A 25,299-nucleotide genomic window follows, 5' to 3' on the forward strand; every position below is an offset into this window, starting at 1 on the left:
AGAGTAATATTAGCGTCAAAAAACCGTAGCCTTTGATTTGTCGGTGATGAGCGTGTTTTGCAGTGTCAGAACTGTGTCAAAAAACTTATTCACCGATTATCTGTCAAGAGAAATCATCACAAAATTTGGGATTTTTTTTAGTGATGGATAGGGCTAAAATGGCGCATCATTATTACGCCAGCTTATAAGAAATGAACCAAGAATTCACAATGGCACAAAGCAGTAAACGTGTGGCAATTATTGGCGGAGGCGTCGCCGGATCGACCGTCGCGCTCTTTCTAGCAAAACAGGGCGTAGATGTAACGCTTTTTGACAAGAACAAAAGTCTAGTCAGCGGCCCACCGATTTGTCACCTCCATGCTGGTGGAAATTTATACCGCGAGATCTCTCAACAACAATGTCTAGATTTGTTAAAGCAATCGATCGACTTCGTTCGTTTTTTCCCATCAAGTGTTAACGTTCGTCCAACTGTTATTGCTGTACCAAAGGTCGACGATGGTGAGCCATTTGCGCTGCTTCCAAGACTGAAGGTACTTCGCGAAGCCTATCGTGGTTTAATTAATGAAGATGCCGACAATAACGTGCTCGGCTCTCCAGATGACTATTTCTATGAGTACGATTACGAGCAGCTAAAAGCGCTTTCTCAGCGTGATTGCCCCAAAGTACCATCGTCTCTAGATGAATGGCTCATTCCATTTGCAAAGTATACTGATCTGGAGCAGCTAAAGTTCCCTATCTATGTTGTCCAAGAGTATGGGCTAAGCTTATTCCGCGTTGCCTCATCGGTTCAGTTGTGGACTGAGCAACTTGACAATTTGCATGTGAGAACGGGCGTCGTTGTCGATGATATTGAGCCTCTTGAGTCTCATTACAACGTTGCTCTGGACGACGGTGAAGTTGGGACATTTGATTTCGTTATTAACGCGTGTGGCTTTCGTACCGGTTCAATCGACGACAAGCTTGAAATAAAACGTCAGCGTCTCGTTGAGTTTAAAGCCGCATATGTAACGAAATGGGAATCACATCAAGAAGAGAAATGGCCAGAAGTGATCTTTCATGGCAAACGCGGCACACCGCAGGGTATGGCGCAGTTGACCCCTTATCCAGGTGGCTATTTTCAGTTACATGGAATGACAAAAGAGATAACGCTGTTTGATAAAGGCTTAGTGGGGTCAACCACAGAAACCTCTCAGCCAGAGTTACCTCAATCGCTAATTAACAAAATCGATAAAGGCTGGCCACTCGATGTGCAGGTAGCGCGCTCTAAAAGTGCTATTCGACACATTAGTCAGTTTGTTCCTGACTTTTCAACGGCCGAGCCTGCCGGTAAACCACTTTACGGCGCTCAGCAGATACCAGGCAACGAAGCGAGCTTGAGAACAGCGGATGTGAGCTTCGAGGGCGAGCGGTATGCTCGCTTGGAAATCGTTAAGGCTTCATCAGCGCTTATCGCAGCCAAAAAGATCATGAGTAAATGGTTTGTTCAACAACCACAAACTATGGTTCATACTTACAGCCTGGACCCTGCGCGAGTTCAAGAGGTTGCAATGAATATCGCCAAAGAACGTGGTTATCCGGAGTCATTGGCGATTGCCTATTGAACTGCCAATTGTCTGGTTTACAAAGAGAAGTCTAAATAAAGTGTCGCAAATCTATATCGATTGCATATAATCGGACTGAGCAACACAAGGAATTTATAATGAACGTACTAGTAACAGGTGGAGCGGGCTATATTGGTAGCCACACATGCGTGCAGCTTATCGAAGCAGGTATGACGCCAATCATCTTCGATAATCTTTATAACGCTAAAGCAGCGGTCATTGATCGTATTGAGAAAGTCTCAAAGACTCGCCCAGTATTTGTGAAAGGTGATGTTCGTGACAAGCAAGCGCTTGTTGAGGCGATGAAGACTCATAACATCGACTCAGTTATTCATTTTGCTGGTTTGAAAGCAGTGGGTGAATCGGTAGCAAAGCCAATTGAATATTACGACAATAATGTCAACGGTACCTTAGTCCTTGTCGATGCGATGCGCGAAGCAGGTGTCAAACACTTAGTATTTAGCTCTTCAGCAACAGTATATGGCGATCCAGCATCAGTGCCGATTACTGAGTCATTCCCAACCAGCGCGACGAACCCTTACGGCCGCAGTAAGCTCATGGTTGAAGAGTGTTTAACTGACTTCCATAAAGCTAATCCTGATTGGACCATTACGTTGCTTCGTTACTTCAACCCTGTTGGTTCGCACCCAACAGGGGAAATGGGAGAAGATCCACAAGGCATTCCAAACAACCTGATGCCGTTTGTCTCTCAAGTAGCCGTTGGACGCAGAGAGTACTTATCTGTATTTGGTGATGATTATCCAACGCCAGATGGTACTGGTGTACGTGATTATATCCACGTAATGGATCTTGCGGATGGTCACATTGCAGCGCTGAAAACACTTAACGGTCAGGAAGCCTTGTCTATCTATAACCTAGGTACTGGTAACGGTACGAGCGTTCTAGATATGGTGAAAGCGTTTGAAGTTGCCTCAGGTAAAGAAGTCCCTTACAAAATCGTTGAGCGCCGCCCTGGTGATATCGCAGAGTGTTGGGCAGATCCAACTAAAGCTAACCAAGAGCTCAATTGGACGGCTACTCGCACACTAGTCGATATGACTACTGATGGCTGGCGTTGGCAGTCGCAAAATCCAGAAGGTTATCCAGAGTAAGACGTTTGATTTGCTTACCAATCTTTTAACAAAAGGCGCTAAATGCGCCTTTTTTTGATCTGAGTCGCTTAATTTATCGATTAAAAAGTAACATTTTGTTGAATATTTGATAAAATGGTTTCAGCACTTAATTTAACCTGTAAAATTAGTCTTGACGTACAAGGGGACTCCATGGAGTTAGCACTCATCATTACTTTCGTAGTAGCAGCGGTTGTAATGGTTAAAAAAGAAATGGCTGCAAAATAAGCTTCATTCATACATTTTGTTTACATACCTTTTAAATGAATGAAATTATTAACAAAAACCGACGAAAGTCGGTTTTTTTATGCGTAAAATTTGCGTATTCAACAATAAACTTTTCTTATCGTCACGAACAAAAACTATCGTTGTATTTTTCGCTGCTAAACTCTTAAGGTGCACGCTCTTTCCGGTCGTTCGTAACCGGCGTTTCACACTCATAAAACAAAAAACCTAAAAGAGGATACTGCCATGCGCATTGCGATTCTATCTCGCAACGAAAACTTGTACTCAACTCGCCGCCTAAAAGAAGCAGGGGAAGCGAGGGGGCATCAAGTGGATATCATCGATACCCTTCATTGCTATATGGACATCACAAGTAGTAACTCTAAAGTCCGTTATATGGGTGAAGAGTTGCCTCAGTACGATGCGATTATTCCACGAATTGGTTCGTCTATTACTTTCTACGGTACTGCGGTTGTTCGTCAGTTTGAAATGATGGGTACCTTCTGTGTAAATGAATCAGTTGCAATCAGTCGTTCTCGTGACAAGCTACGCTCACTGCAGTTGCTTTCGCGTAAAGGAATTGGTTTGCCACGTACTGGCTTCGCAAGTAAGCCGGACGACATTCCAGACCTAATCAAGAATGTCGGTGGTGCTCCTCTTGTTATTAAGCTACTTGAAGGCACACAAGGCATTGGTGTGGTATTAGCGGAAACGCAAAAGGCAGCAGAAAGCGTTATCGAAGCCTTTATGGGGCTAAAAGCAAACATTCTGGTGCAAGAGTTTATTGAGGAAGCCAATGGCGCGGATATCCGTTGCTTTGTTGTCGGTGGCAAAGTCATTGCAGCAATGAAACGTCAAGCAGCCGAAGGTGAATTCCGTTCAAATCTACATCGTGGTGGTACCGCACAGCTCATTAAGTTGACGAAAGAAGAGCGCGCAACTGCTGTGGCGGCAGCCAAGGCGATGGGATTAAACCTTTGCGGGGTAGACATCCTTCAATCAAAAAATGGTCCAGTGGTAATGGAAGTAAACTCATCACCGGGTCTAGAAGGTATTGAGAACGCGACAGGTAAAGATGTGGCGGGCTTGATCTACGAGTTTATCGAGAAAAATGCCAAGCCAAACAACAACAAGACGAAAGGACGTGGTTAAAAATGGCAAAAGAGCTTGTCATTGCGGGCGTAGAAGTACGCCCTGGTGAGCGTAAAGAAATCAACATCCCTGTAGCGAAGCTGTACACAGATTCGGAAGTATCCATTCCGATTCAAGTCATCCGAGCTAAAAAAGAAGGACCAGTGGTGTTTGTTAGCGCTGCGGTTCATGGGGATGAACTTAATGGTATCGAAATCATTAGTCGTCTTATTGCAGAGAACTTGAAACTGCAATGTGGCACCTTGATTTATGTGCCTATGGTCAATGTTTACGGTGTACTCAATCAGAGTCGCTACATGCCTGACCGTCGAGACCTAAACCGTTGTTTCCCAGGCTCCAAGAAGGGCTCGTTGGCAGGTAGGCTTGCTCACATCTTTTTGGAAAGCGTGGTTTCTCACTGTGACTATGGCATTGACTTGCACACGGGAGCGATTCATCGCTCGAATTTACCTCAAATTCGAGCCAACTTAGAAGACGAAGAGACAAAGCGTCTAGCGGAAGCGTTTGCAGTGCCTGTATTGCTGAATGCGAACATTCGCGATGGCTCACTACGTGAAGCGGCAGTTAACAATGGCGCCAGAGTGCTTTTATATGAAGCGGGAGAGGCTTTGAGATTTGATGAGCTGTCAATTCAGATGGGTGTCAAGGGCGTACTTCGCGTACTAAAAGCCTTGGGAATGACCCGTAAACGAGTTTCTAAGGCGAAAACGGAACCATTCATTGCTAACCGTAGTGATTGGACTCGGGCGGGTGCGAGTGGGTTCGTTAAGGAATACGTTCAGCTTGGATCTATGGTAGAAAAAGGTGAAGTGCTTGCTGATATCAACGGACCATTAGGTAACAACATCAAGCAAGTAAAATCTAACCGAGCAGGCATCATCATTGGCAAGCAAAATATTCCTCTTGTTCAAGAAGGGGAAGCCATGTATCACATTGCGTATTTTGGAGATAGCGCAGAAGAGGTATTTGAACACATCGAAATCATGCAAGACTCGATTGTTCCAGTAGAACCGAGCATGTAACACTATGCCAAATACATATAACGACAGAATGATCATTGGTAACTTGGAGGTATGTAGTCTTCCAGAGTTAGGTATTTTTGACTTGGAAGTGCGTATCGATACAGGCGCGAAAACGTCGTCTCTGCATGTTGATAATCTCAAACGAGTCAAACGTGATGGTCGCCTCTATGTTCAGTATGATCTGCACCCTGATATCTACCATCTCGATGAAATCGTTCATTGTGAGTCTTTGATTCATGATTCGCGAAGAATTAAGTCATCGAACGGCGATTCTGAGCAGCGTTGTGTCATTCAAACGCTGTTTAGACTGGGTGATAGGGAATGGCCAATCGAGATAACCTTGAGTAATCGCCAAGATATGTCTTATATGATGCTACTAGGGCGCGAGGCCATGGTCGACAAAGTGTATGTAGACCCAAGCCGTGCGTTTCTAATCGATTAATCGACTATTAATCAAAAGTAACTGTTTAGCCGCCTTTGTGCGGCTTTCTTGTTAGCCGACAATGGATACTTTAGCGGCCAGTAAGCGGGCAAAAAAAAGTAGAGCACTGGGCTCTACTTTTGTGTTTAGGAGGAAAGATCACAACATTTATGCTGGCTCTAAAACGTCATCATTCTCCATTTCGTAGTCGTAGTCTTTCGGAGTTTCATGAAACTTCGACTTACTGTTCAACGTATGGAATGCTCTTCTTCCGCGTGCTAAGCGTACGTATTTAAGCCAGGTATGTTCCAGTTTGGACTTCGCCTTACTCGGGTTCACGATCACTTTTGTGAAGTGTTTTTCTTCAGCGTTTTCTGGAGTAATGTCACCACGTTCAAGTGCTAACATTGTTTCTCCATAAGTCACTAAGATGTCTTCTTCAATAAGTGTAAAGTCACCCGATTTCGCGAATCCGCGTGGGAACTTTACTGCATCAAAAAAACGTTTCTTGCCGTGGCGAAATAGAGTTTCAGTCATAGAGACCTCAAAGCAAATAGGTAGTAAAGCAAGGGTATTCAGGGAGCTAGAATGCCATCCGAAGACGTCGTTAAAGCCTTAGAATCCCGTGTTGGTTCGATGCTGAAAATAGTTGGAAATGACAAAGAAAGATAACGAATTGTTTTTGTCGAACTCACAAATTTTATTTATGCTTAAAGTAAGCTTAACTGTGTAAGAATACGTGGCTAACCAAAACGTTAGCTCTAAAACTTAGAATAATCATAAGAGTCATGATATGGACGTAAAAGTATTCCAAACCTTCCTTGAAGTCGCTAAGGAAAAACACTTCGGTCGCGCATCCGAAAACCTCTACATTACGCAAGCGGCGGTGAGCGCTCGGATCAAACAACTTGAAGAATACTTTGATACTCGTTTGTTTACTCGCCACCGCAACAACATACAACTGACTTCGGCAGGACAGAGGTTAATCGGTTATGCCGAGGTTATGGTATCGACACTTAAACAAGCGACGTTCGACTTATCCCTTGAAAGTAATAAGGCGCTACAGCTGACACTGGGCGGCACTCCGAACATTTGGGACGCTTACCTTCAAAATGGTTTAAGTGTTGTCACCGACTCTCTCTCGGGTTATGGCTTTGTCGCTGAGTCATTAAGTCGTGAGCAGCTTAACCGAAAGCTATTGGAGCGAACCTTGGATGTCGCGTTTTCTTTCGATCCATTCAAAGTGGAAGAGTTTAAGAGTCATCAGATATCCGAACTTTCATTGGTTTTGGTATCGACAGAGCCGAGTAATATCGAAACCGCATTCACGACTAAATACGTTTATGTAGACTGGGGGACACAGTTTGGCTTTGAACATGCCGATCGTCATCCAAGTATTCCAGCGCCTTACTTGCGTACCTCGACCGGGCGTATCGCTCTAGACTTTGTTTTAGAGAAGGGGGGTTGTGCTTATCTACCCGCGTCATTGGTAGAGCCGTTTATTGAGTCTGGACAGCTCCACAGAGTGGACGGTGCGGAAGAGTGGTCTCGTCCCCTTTATATTAGCTATCGCAAGAACAGCACGTCGCTAGAGGCGATTTTGCAGGTTGAATCTCTGATTAATACCGTTGAACCAACCACATCATTCGTGGTTCAACAAGCGGGTGAGAGCGGCGAGTAAGAGGTCGACCGCTACGACCACAAAAAATCCCTGCATTTGCAGGGATTTTATCTGTCTAGAAGTAGGGGGTGACTACTGTTAGATTCGCTCAGCCAAGTAAGCGTCGTAATCTGGTATTTCAATCTCCACTTCTTGTTCAAGTAGATTTGATTCAAATAGGAAGTTAGCCGTAGCACGGTTTGTTGCAACAGGGATATTCCAGACACTTGCGATTCTAAGCAATGCCTTCACATCTGGGTCGTGTGGAACCGCATTGAGTGGATCCCAGAAGAAAATAAGCATGTCTAGCTTACCTTCGGAAATCAACGCACCAATCTGTTGGTCACCACCCATTGGACCACTGATCATGCTTTTAATCGCAAGCCCGGTCTCTTTGCTCAGCATATTCCCTGTCGTACCTGTTGCATACAAAAAGTGACCCTGTAGCTTTTCTTTGTTCTCTTGTACCCAACGGAGAAGCTCTGGTTTGTAGTGGTCGTGTGCCACCAGAGCAATGTGTTTGTGCGCTGGCATAGTGCGAATGGTTTTTTGCATGTATTTTTTCCTAAATTTTAACCTGTAGATTCCAATAATTACTGATATTGGTGAATAGTCATTGAAATCTCATCTTATCTAAGATTATTTATGGTAAGCCCTTGATACTAAATGTTAGTCATTCACTACGCAATTACCATAATTGATATCTGTGACAGTTAATCTGCTTCGACGCTAAATATCGGCCTGTATGCGCTAGGGGATAGCGATTCAGCTACTATGCTCTTATCCAATGCTTTTGGTGACAGGACTTCAATCTTTGGCGCTAAGTCTGGTTGATAGGCTTGTCCTCTTAGGTAGCTTACCGCTTGTTGCACTGAAAGCCTCCCTTGCTCTACCATTTTATCAGTGGGAGCGAGTTCAACTTTACCGCGCAAAAGTCCTCGGTACACGCCATGACTGAGGTAGATAGACAGTAGCTCGATATCTTCGTGAGCTTCGTTGTTTCTGAGTTCGCTGATGGCGGCTTCAATTGCTACTGCGCTGCCAACAATGTAGTCAAGAGAAGTATAGTTCTCAATAACTTCTTGAATTAGGTTACGCTGTAACTCTTTGTCGTTATCTGCCCAAAGGGTGTCCATGACGTTAACATCGCTACCTTTTATGGCTTGTAAAAAACCAAGTATTACGGGCTTGGTGCCGCCACTTGATTGTGGGCCTGGTAAAAATGCGATATCGACTGTGCCGCTTCCTTTAGGGTGTTTCTTCGCAAGGAAATCGCCAACTTTATAACCCATCCAGTACCAATCAACACCCACAACGCCTTTTATGTGTGACTCTTGAGATTTGTCTGCGACCAAATGATTCACCGTCGCGAAAACTGGCGTATCTTTAGTATATTGGCTTAGATCATTACTAAAGGCAGTGGGCGATACCGTACCTAGGATAATGGCGTCAGCTCCCCAATCGCGACAAGCAATAAGTTGTGAGCGTTGTTTATCGACATTCGGGTAGCCACCTGATTCAAACACTTTCAGGTTAATGTTCTGTTTTTCCGCTTCCATGACCATTCCATAGTTAACGGACAACCAATAGGAATCTTTCAGGTGTGGATAGATAGCACAGACTTTTTCAGCTGCTTCACCCTGTTTAGATTGTGCTGCATTCACTTCGGCGGACAAAAACGGCACGCTCGTGGTGGCAATTAAGGCACAAATGGTGGAAAAAACGTGATTATTCTTTGGCATATCGTAAACGTGTAGTGGTATCTCGGTCGCCAACATTGCAAAATATAGCGTAATACAGTCCATTCCGTATCGGCAAGCACTATATGTGATTGGTTGGCTCAGCCTAACCACTGTCAGTTAAGCTTTGGACGTAAAAAGTGGAAATTCTATAGGGGTGGTTATGTTGCTCTCCAAAGCCAGCATTGGTCGAAAGCTGTTGTTTTCATTTTTGGTCATGGCGATGCTTGTATTGCTTTCTACAGCGATAGGCGTATCTGGGTTTTCGTTCGTCGCAAAAACAGAGCGAAATGTTGTCGATACAGCAATACCCTCTATGATAGAAGCTCGTGAAGTGTCTGAATTGAGCTCGCGGATTATTGCGTCCGTCCAAGTACTTTCTAATGCGAAAACTAAGTCTCAGCATCAAGAAGCGGGACGTGTTCTATTTAGTCGTCTTGAATCCCTACTAATGCACATCAAAGCACTTGGCTCCGATTCCTTTGACTCCAAATTACTTGATGAACTGGAGCAAACCGTTCAATCTATTATCGATAGTCTTGCTGAGCTTGGAAGTTCAGTAGAGCAAACTATCACCCTTGACCAGTCGATCAACGAGCAAACGGCTGAACTTCGTGTTCAAGCCGATGAACTGGAACAACTGACTCGTACTCAAGTACTTAATACCAGCACTATCGCTGTGGCAAACGTCACTCATATCTATGGTTTATTAGAGCAAGAACAGAAATCGGCGGCCTTGGACGCATTAGATAGCTTAGTGGAAGTCGATCTTGATCTGTCTGAGCGGTTACATGAGCTCCACTTACTCGCATTTAAAACTCTGAATCAAATTGAAGAAGCTCGCACGGTATCAGACCTTGGACGTATTGAAGAGCTCCAGCGTCAGTATAAGTCCAATATTAACATCATGCAGAGACGCGTACCTGGCGTAGAGGATCCCACACGGTCGGCACAAATGGCGGAACTGCTAAAGGATCTTGCCGATGGGAAATCCATTTTCAGCTCACTTAAGCAAAAGCATTACGAAAAACAGCGCTCGCAAACGTTAATGCAAGAAACACTGGAGCTATTCACCACGTTAAATGCGACAGTGTCCAAACTTGTAGACCAATCAAACCTAGCGACTACTAGAGCGGTCGACGACTTATCTAAAACCTTAAGTTATGCACAATGGACACTTGGTGTGTTATCCATCATCGGCTTCATGGTTGTTGTACTGATTGTTTGGCGCGTTGTGTACGTTTCGGTAGTCAAGCGTTTGGCAGAGTATTCCAACGCCTTGCTTTCAATTGCCAAGGGTCAACTTAATGTTGATGTAAGCGTTAAGGGTAACGACGAGCTTGCTCACATGGGGCAAGCCATTATCACGGCCAGAAATACCGCTCAGGCGCTAAAAGTCGTCGCGGAAGCAGAAGCCAAAGCGAAGAAAGAGTTAGAGTCACACAAAAACCAACTCGAACAGATTGTTACTGAGCGCACGTTACAGCTTCAAACCAGCAACGAAAAGCTCAATCAAGAGGTACTCAACCACGCCAAAGCGCGTAATGCAGCAGAGCAGGCGAACCGTGCAAAATCCGCCTTCCTAGCAACCATGAGTCATGAGATTCGTACGCCAATGAATGGTGTCCTCGGCACAGCGGCGCTGATGGAAGATACGGTTTTGAATCAGCAACAGAGAAGTTACCTTGAAACCATCAACCGTAGCGGACAAAACCTGCTTGCCATTCTTAATGATGTGCTTGATTACTCAAAGATAGAAGCAGGCCATTTAGAGATCCGTAACAAGCCGTTTGACCTGTACCGTATGGTACAAGACTGTTATCAATTGATGCTAGGTAAAGCCTTGGAAAAGAATCTGGACTTTCGCTTCCATATAGAAAGTGATGTCTCAGATGTGTATTGCGGTGACGTGACAAGACTGAGTCAGGTGCTCAATAACCTTGTCGGAAATGCCATTAAGTTCACCCAAGAAGGGCAAGTCGATATCTATGTATCTCTGGACCCGGACGATGAAAGCTGCGTCATGATAGAAGTGTCGGATACTGGCATTGGTATAAGTCCCGAAGATCAACTGTCGCTGTTCGAAGCCTTTACCCAAGCAGATTCTGGGCATTCAGCCATTGGAGGCACTGGCTTGGGGCTTGCGATTAGCCAGAAATTGGTTCGCGCGATGAACGGTGGTATTTATGTTGATTCATACCTTGGTGAAGGCAGCCGTTTCTGGTTTGTTATTCCGCTCGAACAGTGCACTCTAGAAGGTCAAGAAATCACAACACCGATTGGTGGAACCGAAACGGTAAATGGTCGTGTTCTTCTGGTAGAGGATAACACAGTAAATCTTATGGTGGCTGAAGGGTTCTTGGTGAATATGGGACACCATGTGATAGCTGCTGAAACGGGTGAAGATGCCAAGGTGATGTTTGAACAACATGAGTTCGACATCGCGTTAGTCGACATTAATTTACCAGACTGTAGTGGTGTGGACCTTCTACAAGAGTTCCAACAAATTGAACGCAAGCGCGGCCAAGAAGGTAAAACACCGATGATTGCTGTCTCCGCGCATGTGTTCACCGAGGAAGTAGAGTCCTACTTGGAAGCAGGCTTTAACGGATATCTGCCAAAGCCTGTTGATAGAGAAGATCTTCGTGACATCATTCAGCAACACTTAGCTAGCAAAGTCGAGGTATTCAAACCTGTGAACAGTCCAAGTGAAACCGTCACGTTCAATACATTGGATGAGATCGCGATAATTGATGAGAGTGTGGTAAGGGGAGACGTTAGCGTCTTGGGTGTTGAGCGGGTAAGGAAGATCGTTAATGCATTTGTTGAGTCGAGCGAAACGACAATAAAAGACTTAGAGATAGCGGCTCAGACAGACGATGAGGCGATGGTGAAATCATTAGCTCACAAGCTTAAAGGTAGTGCTGCCGCATTGGGCTTATCTCAGTTGTTTGAAGTCTGTTTAGCGATTGAAACTGCCGACGACCATATTGGACGCTTTTTAGAGCTTTTGGAGTTGTTAATAAATGCTCAGGCGCACGCTAGCAAGCAGTTAACGAGTCTACTGGATGAATATACAGTTTAAGTCTAAAGTGCATTGATTTGATTATTATGCTTTATCTAATCAATTTATGAGTTGATTAACTGCGATATTCGCATCATAATTTGATTAGATTGTTAGGTGTAATCAAATCAAGGAGTCATCATGTGGATCTGGCAGCAGTCTGACTGGCCAAATTTTCATTGGGATAAAGAGATCATTGAGCCACTGGTTAGGCAGACTCGCTTAAATCAGGGGATCCTACTTGGCAAGATGTTCAACCATACAGTCGATGACAAAGAGAGTATGTTAGATACCCTGTTGGCTAACATCATTCACTCGAGTGCGATTGAAGGCGAGAAACTGAACGCTTTCTCTGTTCGCTCGTCATTGGCAAATAGACTTGGTATGACGGAAGAACACCCTTTTCCAACCACTGACCAGACTGATGGGCTAGCAGAAATTATGCTAGATGCCGTTGAAAACCTTGATGAACCGTTAACGCTTGAAAGGGTTTTACATTGGCACGCTAGGCTATTTCCCGAGGGGTACACAATGTTTAATCCCGTAGTGGGTGGTCAACTTCGCGGAACTGCACCGATGCAAGTTGTGTCTGGTCGTATCGATAAACCTACCGTGCACTTTGAAGCGCCTGGCCGAGACACACTTGACGTTGAACTGAAGCGGTTCATCTCTTGGTTCAATGATTCGCTGAGTGATACGTCGCTTGATCCATTACTTAGAGCAGCTATTACTCATTTGTGGTTCGTCACGCTTCATCCACTGGACGACGGGAATGGTCGTATCACTCGTTTATTGACAGACCTTGCGTTAGCGCAGGCTGAACATCAGTCGGTTCGTTTCTACGCAATGTCTGTGGGTATCCTTGCGAATCGGAAAAGCTATTATCAGGTCTTGGAGCAGACTCAGAAAGGCGATATGAACATTACTGAGTGGTTGGCTTGGTTTTTTAATACGCTGAACCAAACGTTCGATGAGGTACACAAGGAAATCAATCAGACGGTATACAAGACCAACTTCTGGCGCAATGTCGACCAAACGACGTTAACCAAAGAACAAATGAAAGTAATCAATCGTATGTTGGATGGCGATTTTTCAGATGGCATCAATACTACTCAGTACCACAAAGTCGCCAAAGTGAGTAAACCAACCGCAACACGACATTTGGCGGCGTTAGTAGAACAAGGATGCTTGGTTAAGTCAGGTGGTGGGCGAAGTACGAGATATCAGCTTCCAGTATAAACTTTAGAAGGATGACGACATCCGTCTCTATCGCAAATCAAACTCACTTAATAAACAAAGGGCTCACAATGTGAGCCCTTTGTTGTATGTGCAGTATTCACGCCTACCACTCATCTTCGAAGTAAGTACGGTGCTCAACTGCATATGGGTCTTCATCTAACCCTTTGTTTGAGAGTCCTCTCAAATGTTCGAGTTGGTGTTCCAACATGTTGACGGTCTCGTAGTCACCGTCTGAACAGGCAACATAAATCTGTTGCTCGATGGCTTCAATGCTATCTCTAATGCTCATCTCACACCTCCTAAGAGCTAACGAGAGCACCTATCTGTTCTCAAATCGATTATAGTCCAATAGACCAAATTCGATAGGCTGGGTGCGCTGGTAAAACTCATGAACTTGATCGCTAAATCCCCAGAAATCTTTAGAGGTTCGTCTAACTGCATAATTGTCTAGCAATTTCACGTAGTCCTCTTCTCCTTGGATGCCTCGCAGAGTTTTGACAAAATTTTCTATGTCTGACTCTTTGAGACTTAAATACGCACCTGGGTAGCTACCGATCACACCTCGAACGAAGGTGAAGTCATCGTTTTTGTAGTCGCGGTTTTTCTCTTCAGAGAACAGGCTCGAGATATTGATGTGAGCGTTGTTGTGGAGCAGGGTAAACAACTGCTGGTTGCCATTTTCAGCTTCGATCATCACCATGACGATCTGAGGTACTGTCTTGAGTCCTTCGCCTTTGATGCCGTCGATACTACGCAGCAATGCTTCGTTTTCAGAAGAAAGCCCCGTATTCACAATATCAAAGCGATCATGTAAAACAGGTGCTAGCTCTTTCTCTAGCTTATCAAACAACTCTTTTTTGTAGTCTTGCGTCAGATATAGCACCTGAGTCGGTTGACTAAATGGTTTGATGTTACGCTGCAAAAACTCACTAAATTGAGGGCTCTGCTCTTGGTACCAACTGCTGAACTCTTCATGGCGAACCGTGTTTGGTAGCAGTGCTAAGAAGTTGCTTTCACCTTCCATTCTTAAGAAGTCCATGAACATGCGAGTAATGAGCTGATGACCAAAATTACCGTAAACATCAAAACCGGCCACAAGCAGGTAATGAATTCGCTCCAGAAGGGCGTAATCTAAGATCCAAGCCGTTTTGGGTTGATTGCCAACGAGCCCTTGAACTACGGATGCGCTGTCGAAGTGGCGGAATACGGTCAGAGCCGCATTTGGGTTTTCTTCATCACCCGTCCAGAGCACATCGGTCGTGAGGTGTTTGCCACCTTCAAACCATTTATTCATGAACTCTGACTTGGCTTCTAAATAGCGAGTTTGCTGATTTGCATACTTGACCCAATTGGTAATAGGGACAGTATTACTCTCAAGTTCGCTTGGAAGTTTGAGGTTATCCGCCTGTTGCTGATAGAACTCGTCGACTTCTGGTAGATCAGATTTTTCAGGATCCAGAAAGAACACCCAAAAACGATCATTGATCACGTTAAGGGCAAGTTGACCACGGCAAACTGGACCTTTGATATACGCCATGATGGTATTCTGAGCATTATCAAGCATGAATCTAAATCTTGCTTTGACGGGTAGATCTTTAAAGGCTGTCATTGGATTTGCTGATACCGAGATATCATAACTCGGTAACTCAGCCACTTTATAGTTAGGTTCGATAAACCACTGATACCAACTTTCAAGTCGCGGCATGTTGAGTGCAAACGGCATATGAGTCTTATCAACGATGGTGCTGCGCACAGCAACCAAGCGATAATACACACGCTCAACGCCCGGATCATCATATGGGCGTCGAGTCACCACACGTTTAATTGGCTGCCCAGGCGGAGTGGATGAACGAACAATCGTAAAGAAGCGACGTTCCGTTTCTACTTCTGAGAAATAGAGATGGGCAAGATAGAGGTGCTCGTATATGTAGCGAGCGGTAAGTTGGTTCTTCAACGCGTCGTTGTTGAGTAGTATTTCGTATTCATCCACCAGCCCTTGCTCTTCTTCTGTCAGTGGCAAAGGAGCATTCATTTTCGCGCCGCTGCCAAGCCAAGAGATAAGGGTTTGATATTCACTATTGGTGATTGCTGGCATTCCATACGGCATGCCCCACAAAGGATATTCTGCCTCGTAGGCGTCGTATTCTTCAATAGTCGGGCAGACTTGCTCACGTGCAATAGAGAAATCGAAACCTTCTAATTGATCCGTTTCAGGTAGTGGATGACGCGCTTTTTGCGTGAGCATTCTTGCTACTAAACCTGCGTCTAAGTTACCAGCGAGTGATTGTTCGCGTTCGTTTAACACTGGAAAAAAGCCAAGCTCACGCCACTCTGCGGTTGTTTGTGCATCCTCAAACAGTCTAGTTGGTTGTGATGCTGTCAAACGGGTTCCTTGATAAACAAGTTCTTTACTGGCTCCTCTGTCGATTCCGTCGACGGATGATAGTTTTAACTGGCATGGAGCATCGTAACAGGCATGACAAACGACACAGCGATTATCGATGATTGGTTTTACCTGAGTTAGGAATACATCCTCCTCTGGCGAAGAAGGGGGGACCGTCCTCTCTCTAACTTCGGGCTGACCAAATAGCTGGTCATAATTGAGGCCTGCATAGGTCGCACATCCAGAAAAGATGAGGATTAGCAGTGTCAAAGAAAATCGTCTTGTTGTCATAGTGTGCTCTCAATGCGTCGCGTAGTGCGAGTCGTTCCTTCGTGCATAGTGCTAATTTTCATGGATAAATCAATAATTTTCCAATATTTAACGAAGAAAGATGCCCATTGGAGAGAAAGAAGACCAAAAAAAAGCCTGACATAAATGTCAGGCTTTCAATGCGATGGTATTTATATAAACCAGAAGAATTATGCTGCTTTAAGTTCCGCTGCTTTCTCTTCTGTAATCGGCTTAGTGACAAGTGAAAGTACGATACATACGCCCATCATCACCGCTGAAATTGTGTAAGCTAGGTTGTAACCGCCACCGTGAGTCATCGAGTAACCAACGATCGCTGCACCGATAGCACCACCAATACCCCAAGAGGTATAAAGAACGCCGTAGTTCGTACCGTAGTTCTTAAGGCCGTAGTACTCGGCTGTCAGTGATGGGAATACCGCTAGTAGCGTGCCGTAACCAACCGCTGCAACTGCTGTACCGATGATCAGCATGAACTCAGACGTAAACGTTGAGAACAATACCATGTTCACACCTTGAAGGATGAACGCGAGCATCAGCGTACGTACGCCACCAATCTTATCAGATAGGATACCAGCAGCAATACGACCACTAGAGTTGAAGATAGCCAGTAGTGATGCCAAGTACACTGCGTTTGGCAGGTTAGCTTGTACACTTGCAATGTTCGTGATGTTGCCGATGATCATAAGACCTGCTGCAGCAGCAAATGCGTACATTACCCATAGTGAGTAGAACTGAGGGGTTTTCAGCATTGCCTTCCAGCTAATGTCAGTAGCCTTCTTAACTTGAACCGGAGCTTGACCCGCTTTTACTTTTGGCGCTTCTGGTTGATAGCCAGCTGGTGGGTTATTGATAGTCGCTGCTAGAGGGACTGCAATAATAAGGACACCAACACCAAGAACCATGAATGCAGAGCTAATACCCATAGAACCAATCAGAGAAGAGGTTAGGGGAGCAAGATAGACAGCTGCTAGACCAAAGCCTGCTGCAATTAGACCGTTTACCATGCCTTTCTTAGAAGGGTGGAACCATTTCATTGCTGAAGGTGACAGACATGCATAGCCAAAACCGATACCTGCACCTGTGATCATACCGAACGTGATGTTAAGCATCATTACTGACTCAGCAAAGCTTGATGCAATCATACCTAGACCCGTTAGCGTCGCACCCAAGATAAGGATGTTACGTGGACCCATGCGATCTTGAAGTACGCCCGCTACTAGAAGACAGATAGAAAAAGTGATGGTCGCGATCGCGTAAGGTGAAGACGCGTCAGCTGCGCTCCAACCCCATTCACTCACTAGGGCTTTATTAAATACACTCCAAGCATACAGGATGCCAAGACAAAGGTTGATACAGAATCCTGCAATCAGAATTCGCATTGCTTTATCAATCTTGCTCATTTTTGTTCTCTGATATGTCGAACAACGTTCGGGGGGTTAAACACTCAAATTTAGTTTGCGTTTATCAACAGATAGCGCAATCGAGCGCGGATTATAACCAATATTCCTACAATTGGAATCGATTTTTCCGAATAAATTCAATTAACTTATTTATGTAATAGATATGTAAAATTTAGTTTAATTTATAGTGTCTTTTATTACGCAAAGTCGCTGGATCACAAATTTAGCAAGAGCTGAAAAAAGTTATGTTGTAAATACATTGTTACAATATGAAGTTAACACAAAGTAAAATACGTAACATACTGTAAGTGCAGTGGATTTGGGTTTTCTAATGTTGTCTATATGTAACAGAAAATTAATGGGTGAATATTGCCCTTGTAGTGGTTAAAAAATGAGCTTGAAATCAATTTAATTAGGGATAACAATACACGTAAAATGAGATTTCAAAATTGAAAATGGACATTTCAATCGCGATTGTATTTGTTTATTGAGGTGACTTATGTTCATGACAAAAATCCTAATGCTACTTGGTGTGTCTCTAGGCGCTGGTTACGCTGCCGCTGACCATATCCACTCTTATCTACTTGGTTTATCAATTGCTTCGCTAGCGGTAGGCGCGTGTTACATGATTGCGTTTGCAAGCATGCGTTTCCCACAATTCGCTATGGGACTGCTTCTATTAGGCACGATCGCTAAGCTAACAGTGACCGTAGTCGGGGTAGGGTTGAGCATCTCAAATGATTTAATTACTTCGCCAATCGTGTTTGCACTGTCTTACTTGTTCTACCTCATCGCGGTGAGCTATTTGTGGTTTAGTTACAAAGACAGCATTACTCCAGCACCTAAAGGACTTAAAGCTCAAACTGCTTAATGTCTATTTATTGTTTCCAAGGTATGTTACCTAGCTAACTCACCTCATATAGAAAAACGCCTCATCATATAAATGATGAGGCGTTTTTTTGTGCCAGTAGTTAATTACCTTTGTATTAGAAGAGGTATTCTAGCGTTACCGACCAGTTGCGACCAGGTTGAGTATATAGGTCATAGTTTTTTGGACTCATTGAGCCCGGCACAACCGTTTTGTAGCGAAGGTCGTCATGCAACCAATATTTGGCATCGAACGCATTGAATAGGCCGGCACGAAGCGTTAGATCCTGCATCGGTCTGTAGTAAGCCGTTAAATCAACAACCGCATAACCTGGGGCGTCAACATTCTTCTCACTGTCAGGTTGATCATTGTCTTGCCAGTCGGTCTTTCTACTTGCCATTGTTACCGAACTCAACAAGCCCCAATTATTCTGAAGATTGTCGTAACCTAAAGCGAATACTGAACGAAGCGGGGTGATTGTATCAAGCTGTTCACCTGTCGATTTGTCTTCACCATCGGTGTAGGTCAACGAGAATCGCGTATACATGCCTTGCGGAGCACCCAGCAGTTCATCTAACGCAACATCACTGGAAAACTCAACGCCTCGAATATCGACATTATCTAAGTTCACCATAGTGTAAACATCTTTACCGCTATCAGGATCAGTGCCTAGATCTTTACTAGAGATGAAATCGGTATATTGGTTGTAGAAACCGACTAGTTCATATTTAGCGACATTCGATTGGCTTCTAAAGCCAAGTTCATAAGATAAGCTGCGCTCTGACTTTAGCTCAGGGTTTGCTTTGATGATCGCACCTTGGTTATAGGTATAGTAAAGGTCGTGAACCGTCGGCGCTTTGAAGCCCTGGCTAATTTGACCAAATACGCTGTACTGCTGGGATAGATGATATACCGCGCCAAGTTTGGCTGAGAAGTCGTCGTCTTGATACGGACTTATTTCGTTGGTGTACCCTTCGCTCGCTTTCGGATCAGTCTTAAAGCTGTCGTAACGAAGACCCGCATTCAATACAAGGCGCTCGTTCAAAAGGAAAATCTGATCTTCGACGAATAACCCAAAGTTCTCGGTTGTTGCATCTGGTACGCCCGTTGAACCTACCGTATCGCCACTAGACTTGAAGTCATCGTTGTTTAACTGAAACTTATTGTTTTTGTAGTTCAAACCATAAGTAAGTAGGTGATAGTGGCTATCAAAATCGAGTTGCTTATTTAGCTGAGTGTCGAATTGCCAAGTACTGTCTTGCGCATCTCTCTGCCTTAGACGGTCACCGTAAATATTAGTGTTGTCATAGTTCTTGTTCAGGCTGCTACTGTCTTGAAAATTGACCGACCATTTTAAATCATCCGCAATTGCCGCATTGACTTGCCACTCATGCTCAAAGCCAAGGCGTAAACGCTTGTTTCTATCTTCGGTATTACGGCTGTTATAGGTGAAATCAAAACCAGGGCCCATTGGGATAGAAATCCCGTAGTAAGAAAGTTCGTCTTCTTTGTGTGTAAAGTCATAATACTCACCAGTCAGACCAATACGATGGTTATCGTTTAACTGGTAGAACGCTTTGGCGAGTACATTACCAAGTTGCTTGCTAGCGGGGTTAGCTGCACCACGTTGATCACCAACAACATCTACGCCACTGCCGTGGGTTTTAGTTTCAGAACCATCTGCATAAGTCAGCATCAGCAGAGTTTCGAGTTTGTCTTGACGCATCGCCCAAGTAGCAGTGGTTTTGAAGTTCTCATCTGCTGAGCTGTAACCCGTCTTAATACCGAATCGGTGTTCATCTCCATCGGTAACCAAAACATCTTCCGGGTTTTTAGTGCGCATGACGACAGCACCACCAACGGCATCAGAGCCAAATACCGAAGAGGAGGCTCCTTTGTTCACCTCGATAGTGGCTAAGGTGTCGACTTCAATGGCATTTGGATACTTTCTTTGTTCGCCAGCACCTGGATTGTAGGCGACAGGTTGTTGTACACCATCCACCATAATCTTGACTCTCGAACCATTCATACCACGAATGTTGAAGCCAGATAGTCCGAAACGACCACTACCTTCAGCTTCTACACCGGGTAGGTATTTCACGGCTTGCTTGACGTCATTCGCCATTGCCTGCTCGAACTCGTCGCTAGACACTTTACTGATAGAAGTCGATACATCTGAGTAGGCCTGTGGTGTTTTAGAAGCCGAAACAACAACTACTTCGTCAAACTTTTTTTGCTCGTTCTCTGCGAAAACTTGGGGGGCAATTGCCATTAAAACTGAAGTCGCAATGAGCTGCTTCTTGAAAGGAAACTGATACATCATTTTAGTCCATAATTTTGATTGTGTGTGAGCCTTCAAAGGGCAGTTTCCGAAGATAATACAGATCATAATGAGAATTACTATTATTTTCATTAATAAATATGATTGAGTGGTTATAAAATACTCACGTTGTGTTCTTGCATTGTTTTTGCTATCACTGTCAGTAAGTTAAGAGTTTTCACTGAAAAGGACTGCTAATGTCGGTATCGATTACACTAGAAGCATTGACTATTCTTGATGCAATAGAGCGCAGAGGCTCGTTCGCTGCTGCAGCCGGCGAGTTTGATCGCGCTACGTCTTCTCTGAGTTATCAAATGCAAAAGCTTGAGCAAGACTTGGACATCATGATTTTTGATCGCTCAGGGCACAAAGCGACCCTTACAGAGGCGGGCAAACTCATCTTGGAAAGAGGGCGAGTGATACTGCAAGCCACTGAGAGCATGATCAATGAGGCTAGGTTGATTGCTAATGGATGGGAGCTAGACCTAACCATTGCTTACGACAGCATTATTCCGGTGAACAACTTCTTTGATCTGGTCGACAAGCTAGGAATGGTCAGTAAAACTCGTATCAAGCTTGAAGAGGAAGTGCTGGCAGGATGCTGGGAGTCACTCAATGAAGGTCGCTGTGATCTTCTAGTCTGCCCGCAGCCTGAAGTCTTGCCACAAGGTGTTAAAGCGGAAAAGCTTGGCGAAATGTCAATGACATGGGTAGCGGCTTCCGATCATTATGTCCATAAGCGAAAAGGGGACTTCGACAGTGACGCTCGAAGTAAATACCGTGTTATTGCGATAGCCGACACTGCAAGGGAGCAACCAGCGCTGAGCGTTAACATCTTAGAGAAGCAACCTAGATTGACCGTTTCCAACCTAGATGCGAAGGTTGAAGCTTTAATTTCTGGCTTGGGCATCGGAACTCTCCCAACACAAGTCGCTGAGAAGTTGATCCAGCAAGGTTCACTTAAACAAATAGCAAACACTGAAGTCGCAAAGATTGATGTTGTTTTAGCATGGAAACGCAACAACATCGGTGAAGCTAAGTCATGGTGTATACGACACCTGACAAAAGAGTGGGATCTAAAATAGGGGCGTTTTCGCCCCTATTGTCACTTCAAAACTGAACTCACGAACTTAGCTTTACAGCTTGAGTACCATATCTGCAACGCCATCTTCGAACTGTACGTCTAGTTCAAACCCTAGTTTCTGAGCTAGGGTTAACATGCCTCTGTTTGTCGGCATTGTCATACCAGAGATTTGCCTGGTCTGTTTATTTTTACAGTAGTCGATGATTTTGTTCATGAGTATACGACCTAGACCATTTCCTTTTAGATCGGAGCGAATCAGGATGGCAAACTCCGCATCACTGTTATCGGGTGTGACCAGCACTCTTGATACACCAATAATATGCGGAGTTTTGTGGCTCAGGTCGACGGCGACAAACGCCATTTCTCGGTCGTAGTCAATTTGAGTTAGATTGGCGAGCGCTTCATGATTAAACTCCCCAACATCGGAGAAGAAACGCTTATACAAATCTTCTTTCGTCACGTTATTGATAAAGTCGGCGTGGTATGGTTCATCTTCTGGTCTAATAGGGCGAAGTAATACTCTAGTCTCATCACGAAGCGTCAAAACCTGTTCCATCTCAGTTGGATACGGGCGGATCGCGAGTCTAGCTTGTGGGTCTCCTTCAAAGCGTTTTATGACTACCGACGCATCTAAGATAGTAATGTCGTCGCCATTGAGTAGAAGTGGATGTATATCGAGCTCATGAATCTCCGGACAGGCAACAACGACTTGCGATATCTTCACTAAAAATCCAGCGAGTTTCGCAAGGTTTATTGTGTTAGTCGACTGCTGAAATTTGAGCACACCTTTATTGATGGCGTTAATGATCAGATATCGAGCCAGTGCCATGTTTAGTGGAGGCAATGCTGTCACCGCCTCTTTGGCGATGTTCCAATCCGACCCGCCTTGGCCAATAAAAATAGCAGGGCCGAATGTAGGATCAGCTAGAACCTTTATCCTAATCTCTTGACCGCCTGCGACCTTAGCCATTTGTTGGACGGTCAGGCCTTCGATTCGAGCATCAGGGTAGGAGAGGCGGGTTCGGTCAAGGATAGATTGAGCGGCATTTGCGACTTCCTGAGAGTCTTTCAGGTTTAACATCACGCCATGAATATCAGACTTATGGGCAATATCGGGCGAGCGTAGTTTGACCGCAACAGGATAACCAATCTTATCGGCAAGATGTATTGCTTCCGTTGGCTCGTGAGCGAGCCAAGTGGGTAACGTCGGCAGATTTAATAGATCAAAAAGTTGTTCACATACGTGAGATTCTAGAGCGGTCGAGCCTGTTGAATCAGGAAGTGCTGAAATATGTCCGGCTAACCAATCGTGCGCCTTATCGAGTTGTTCAGTGGTATAAGAGTCGGTGGTGGTGGGTGTCTCCATCAACTGCCATTGATTTCGGCGGTACTCTACGAGGTGCATGAACGCTGTAACTGCACTTTCCGGCGTCCGATAGGTAGGGATCCCTTGTTTGGTAAACTGAAGTCTTGCTTCTTTTGCGGTAGCTTCGCCAGACCAGTTAGTGAGGATATTAAAGCGTTTGGACTTAGGGTGTTTTTGGACAGTCTCAATGATCTTTTGAGCAGTACTTGTCGACTCGGCCGTTGCTGAGGGGCTGTGCATGATAAGTAACGCATCGATATCTTCGCTATCAAGAATAATCTGAGCCGCCTGACAATACCGATCAGACGTCGCATCACCTCCCAAGTCAATTGGGTTGGTTTTAGACCACGTTTTTGGGAGAACTGCGTCTAACGCCTCGATCGTATCAGTAGATAGCTGAGCGAGACTTCCGCCTTTATCAGCTAGGGTATCTAGCGCCATTAAGGCTGGCCCCATACCATTAGTAATAACCGCTAAGCGCTCACCACGAAGTGGCACCGAATGAGTGAGTGTCTCAACCGCTGCAAACAGCTCATGAGTATTGTTAACCCTCAACATACCAGCTCTTTGAATCACAGAATCGTAAACAATATCGAAAGAAGAAGCGTTCGATGAGACATTTGGAGTACCCGTTTGATGACGCCCAGCTTTGAGTACCAAGATTCGTCGATTTCGAGATGCCGCGCGCGCTGCAGAGAGGAAGCGACGCGCGTCCCTTATAGAGTCAACATAGAGGAGGATTGCTTCGGTTTTACTATCCCGAGATAGATAATCAAGTATGTCATCGAAATCGACATCGCTACCGCTGCCAATAGAAATAAATGCTGAAAAACCTATCCCTTTGTCGTTTGCCCAATCTAGGATCGTTGTGCATACCGCCGACGATTGAGAGATAAATGCAAGTTTTCCTGGTAAGCAATCAACAGGAGAAAAAGAGGCATTAAACTTTTGCCACGGAAGAAGAACCCCAAGGCTGTTAGGCCCGACGATTTTCATTCCGGCCTGCTGCGCTATCTGTAGGCACTTTTGCTCGATGGTAAGTTGTTCATCGTAGGGTACAGACATGTCCGACGCCATAATGATAGCAACCTTTACGCCTGCAATAGCGAGGTCATTAATAATGTCCACATTACGGTCGCCGCGGGTACACAAAATAGCGATATCTGGGATCAGCGGAAGTTCACTTATGGCGCGGTAGCAAAGTATTCCATTTACCGATTTGTATTTTGGATGTACGGGTAATATTGTGCCTTGGTAGCCACCCATCAAAAGGTTTTTAATCACCACACTACCTGCACGACTTGGTTTGCTCGACGCGCCAATAACCGAAATTGAAGTAGGTTTAAAAAGTGTATCCAACGACATAGATTCTCCCTAAAGCGGATCTTAAAATCGAGCAACAGCCACTGCTTTAGACACATTAAAGCAGCGAGGACATATACCACACAATACTAGTCTAGCTTTAAATCGATTAAAGCTAGTCTGCTCTTAAAATTGGAGATAACGTATTGCTGTACCTCAATTATTGTGTAACATGTCACAGGTAGATAAGACAGGCACTTTGAATCTCAAATTCCAATCGTTCCTGTCTGATTAAGGATAAGCAACAATGAATTCAGGCAGTGATACAATGAAGAAAGTAGTGATAGTGAGCTTGGCGGCTATGTTGGCAGCTTGCGCCTCTGGTGATTACACAACAGAAGTGAAGTCGGAAAGTTATCGTGAAGACTATCAACCAGTAGAAGCGAAAGCTGCAGCTCCCGTTGCTGTTGCGACTACAACGACAGTCGCTGCAGAGAAAAAACCGGTCACTGCCGCTCAAAAAAGCGAACCAAAACAACAAGTAGCACCGCAATCAACGGCAGCGAAGGCCAAATCACAGCCGGCTCCAGCTACGGCTCAACAAGCTGAAAGTAGTAAAGTCGTTAAGATTGTACCGCCATCGAAGAAGCAAGCAGAGCAAGACTACCGTTTTGGATATACCATTCAGGTGGTAGCCGTGGGTAGTCAAGACAAGGTCACACAATTTGCTGACAAACTACCTAAAGGTACTCAGCCAGTATGGCAAAACTATAAAGTGGTTAACGGTACAAAATGGTACACCTTGTTGTATGGAGACTTTGCGTCTAAGGTAAAAGCTAAGCAAGCTATCCAGACGCTACCAAAAGAGTTCCAAGACCTAAAACCGTTTGTTCGTAGTATCGATAAAATCAAGAAATCTGATTATCCAACGTTAAGCAAACTGAACTAAGAATTAGTGACAAAACGCCCGGTGCTGAAGCACTGGGCGTTTTTGTATGTAATCTGCCCACC

Annotated in this window: 19 protein-coding genes; 11 read left to right on the forward strand and 8 right to left on the reverse strand. The window is 44.7% G+C overall.

The window, feature by feature from the left end; translation table 11 throughout:
* The first annotated feature begins 191 nt into the window (after positions 1–191).
* From LY387_RS24385 to LY387_RS24405, 5 genes are all read left to right on the forward strand, one after another.
* Complete coding sequence (locus LY387_RS24385; protein WP_234496742.1) at positions 192–1,601, forward strand: FAD-binding oxidoreductase; 1,410 nt, start codon at positions 192–194, stop codon at positions 1,599–1,601.
* A gap of 98 nt (positions 1,602–1,699) precedes the next feature.
* Positions 1,700–2,713, forward strand: a complete 1,014-nt coding sequence (galE, locus tag LY387_RS24390; RefSeq protein ID WP_234496743.1) for a UDP-glucose 4-epimerase GalE — start codon at positions 1,700–1,702, stop codon at positions 2,711–2,713.
* A gap of 489 nt (positions 2,714–3,202) precedes the next feature.
* Positions 3,203–4,108, forward strand: coding sequence for a 30S ribosomal protein S6--L-glutamate ligase (gene rimK / locus LY387_RS24395; RefSeq protein WP_128648742.1), 906 nt, complete (start codon positions 3,203–3,205; stop codon positions 4,106–4,108).
* 2 nt (positions 4,109–4,110) lie between these two features.
* Entirely contained in the window at positions 4,111–5,130 is a 1,020-nt protein-coding gene (locus LY387_RS24400; protein WP_234496744.1) for a succinylglutamate desuccinylase/aspartoacylase family protein, read from the forward strand.
* Between the two features lie 4 nt (positions 5,131–5,134).
* Positions 5,135–5,572 carry an ATP-dependent zinc protease gene (locus LY387_RS24405; protein WP_042471642.1) on the forward strand — a complete coding sequence of 146 codons (438 nt, stop codon included), beginning with the start codon at positions 5,135–5,137 and terminating at the stop codon, positions 5,570–5,572.
* Positions 5,573–5,719: 147 nt separating this feature from the next.
* On the opposite strand, the gene LY387_RS24410 is transcribed toward LY387_RS24405, so the two are convergent.
* The gene (locus tag LY387_RS24410; protein WP_234496745.1) at positions 5,720–6,088 is read right to left on the reverse strand and encodes a DUF413 domain-containing protein; all 369 of its coding nucleotides are present in this window, start codon (positions 6,086–6,088) and stop codon (positions 5,720–5,722) included.
* Between the two features lie 256 nt (positions 6,089–6,344).
* On the opposite strand from LY387_RS24410, the gene LY387_RS24415 reads away from it, so the two are divergent.
* Positions 6,345–7,232 (forward strand): LysR family transcriptional regulator, encoded by an 888-nt coding sequence (locus LY387_RS24415; protein WP_234496746.1) that lies wholly within the window; start codon positions 6,345–6,347, stop codon positions 7,230–7,232.
* Positions 7,233–7,310: 78 nt separating this feature from the next.
* Here the strand turns inward: LY387_RS24415 and LY387_RS24420 are convergent, their stop codons facing one another.
* Complete coding sequence (locus LY387_RS24420; protein ID WP_128648739.1) at positions 7,311–7,766, reverse strand: methylglyoxal synthase; 456 nt, start codon at positions 7,764–7,766, stop codon at positions 7,311–7,313.
* A gap of 158 nt (positions 7,767–7,924) precedes the next feature.
* Entirely contained in the window at positions 7,925–8,953 is a 1,029-nt protein-coding gene (torT, locus tag LY387_RS24425) for a TMAO reductase system periplasmic protein TorT (RefSeq protein ID WP_234496747.1), read from the reverse strand.
* A 160-nt stretch (positions 8,954–9,113) separates the two neighbouring features.
* Here torT and torS point away from each other — a divergent pair, with 160 nt between their 5' ends.
* Together torS and LY387_RS24435 are read left to right on the forward strand one after the other, a co-directional pair.
* Positions 9,114–12,035 carry a TMAO reductase system sensor histidine kinase/response regulator TorS gene (torS, locus tag LY387_RS24430; protein WP_234496748.1) on the forward strand — a complete coding sequence of 974 codons (2,922 nt, stop codon included), beginning with the start codon at positions 9,114–9,116 and terminating at the stop codon, positions 12,033–12,035.
* A 120-nt stretch (positions 12,036–12,155) separates the two neighbouring features.
* Entirely contained in the window at positions 12,156–13,253 is a 1,098-nt protein-coding gene (locus tag LY387_RS24435; RefSeq protein ID WP_234496749.1) for a Fic family protein, read from the forward strand.
* A 103-nt stretch (positions 13,254–13,356) separates the two neighbouring features.
* Here the strand turns inward: LY387_RS24435 and LY387_RS24440 are convergent, their stop codons facing one another.
* From LY387_RS24440 to LY387_RS24450, 3 genes are all read right to left on the reverse strand, one after another.
* Complete coding sequence (locus LY387_RS24440) at positions 13,357–13,542, reverse strand: hypothetical protein (RefSeq protein WP_042471637.1); 186 nt, start codon at positions 13,540–13,542, stop codon at positions 13,357–13,359.
* Positions 13,543–13,572: 30 nt separating this feature from the next.
* Positions 13,573–15,927, reverse strand: a complete 2,355-nt coding sequence (locus tag LY387_RS24445; protein WP_234496750.1) for a fatty acid cis/trans isomerase — start codon at positions 15,925–15,927, stop codon at positions 13,573–13,575.
* Between the two features lie 188 nt (positions 15,928–16,115).
* Complete coding sequence (locus tag LY387_RS24450; protein ID WP_234496751.1) at positions 16,116–17,348, reverse strand: OFA family MFS transporter; 1,233 nt, start codon at positions 17,346–17,348, stop codon at positions 16,116–16,118.
* A 505-nt stretch (positions 17,349–17,853) separates the two neighbouring features.
* Between LY387_RS24450 and LY387_RS24455 the strand changes: the two genes are divergently transcribed.
* Complete coding sequence (locus tag LY387_RS24455; protein ID WP_128648771.1) at positions 17,854–18,219, forward strand: NADH:ubiquinone oxidoreductase; 366 nt, start codon at positions 17,854–17,856, stop codon at positions 18,217–18,219.
* Between the two features lie 115 nt (positions 18,220–18,334).
* Here LY387_RS24455 and LY387_RS24460 read toward each other — a convergent pair whose 3' ends face one another.
* Positions 18,335–20,536, reverse strand: coding sequence for a TonB-dependent hemoglobin/transferrin/lactoferrin family receptor (locus LY387_RS24460; RefSeq protein ID WP_234497844.1), 2,202 nt, complete (start codon positions 20,534–20,536; stop codon positions 18,335–18,337).
* 197 nt (positions 20,537–20,733) lie between these two features.
* Between LY387_RS24460 and LY387_RS24465 the strand changes: the two genes are divergently transcribed.
* Positions 20,734–21,621: a LysR family transcriptional regulator gene (locus LY387_RS24465; RefSeq protein WP_234496752.1), complete on the forward strand. Its 888-nt coding sequence runs from the start codon at positions 20,734–20,736 to the stop codon at positions 21,619–21,621.
* A gap of 51 nt (positions 21,622–21,672) precedes the next feature.
* Here the strand turns inward: LY387_RS24465 and LY387_RS24470 are convergent, their stop codons facing one another.
* Positions 21,673–24,351, reverse strand: coding sequence for a bifunctional acetate--CoA ligase family protein/GNAT family N-acetyltransferase (locus LY387_RS24470; protein WP_234496753.1), 2,679 nt, complete (start codon positions 24,349–24,351; stop codon positions 21,673–21,675).
* Positions 24,352–24,616: 265 nt separating this feature from the next.
* On the opposite strand from LY387_RS24470, the gene LY387_RS24475 reads away from it, so the two are divergent.
* Complete coding sequence (locus tag LY387_RS24475; RefSeq protein WP_234497845.1) at positions 24,617–25,237, forward strand: SPOR domain-containing protein; 621 nt, start codon at positions 24,617–24,619, stop codon at positions 25,235–25,237.
* Positions 25,238–25,299: the final 62 nt, after the last annotated feature.

It is taken from the genome of Vibrio maritimus, from assembly GCF_021441885.1.
Taxonomy (GTDB): domain Bacteria; phylum Pseudomonadota; class Gammaproteobacteria; order Enterobacterales; family Vibrionaceae; genus Vibrio; species Vibrio maritimus_B.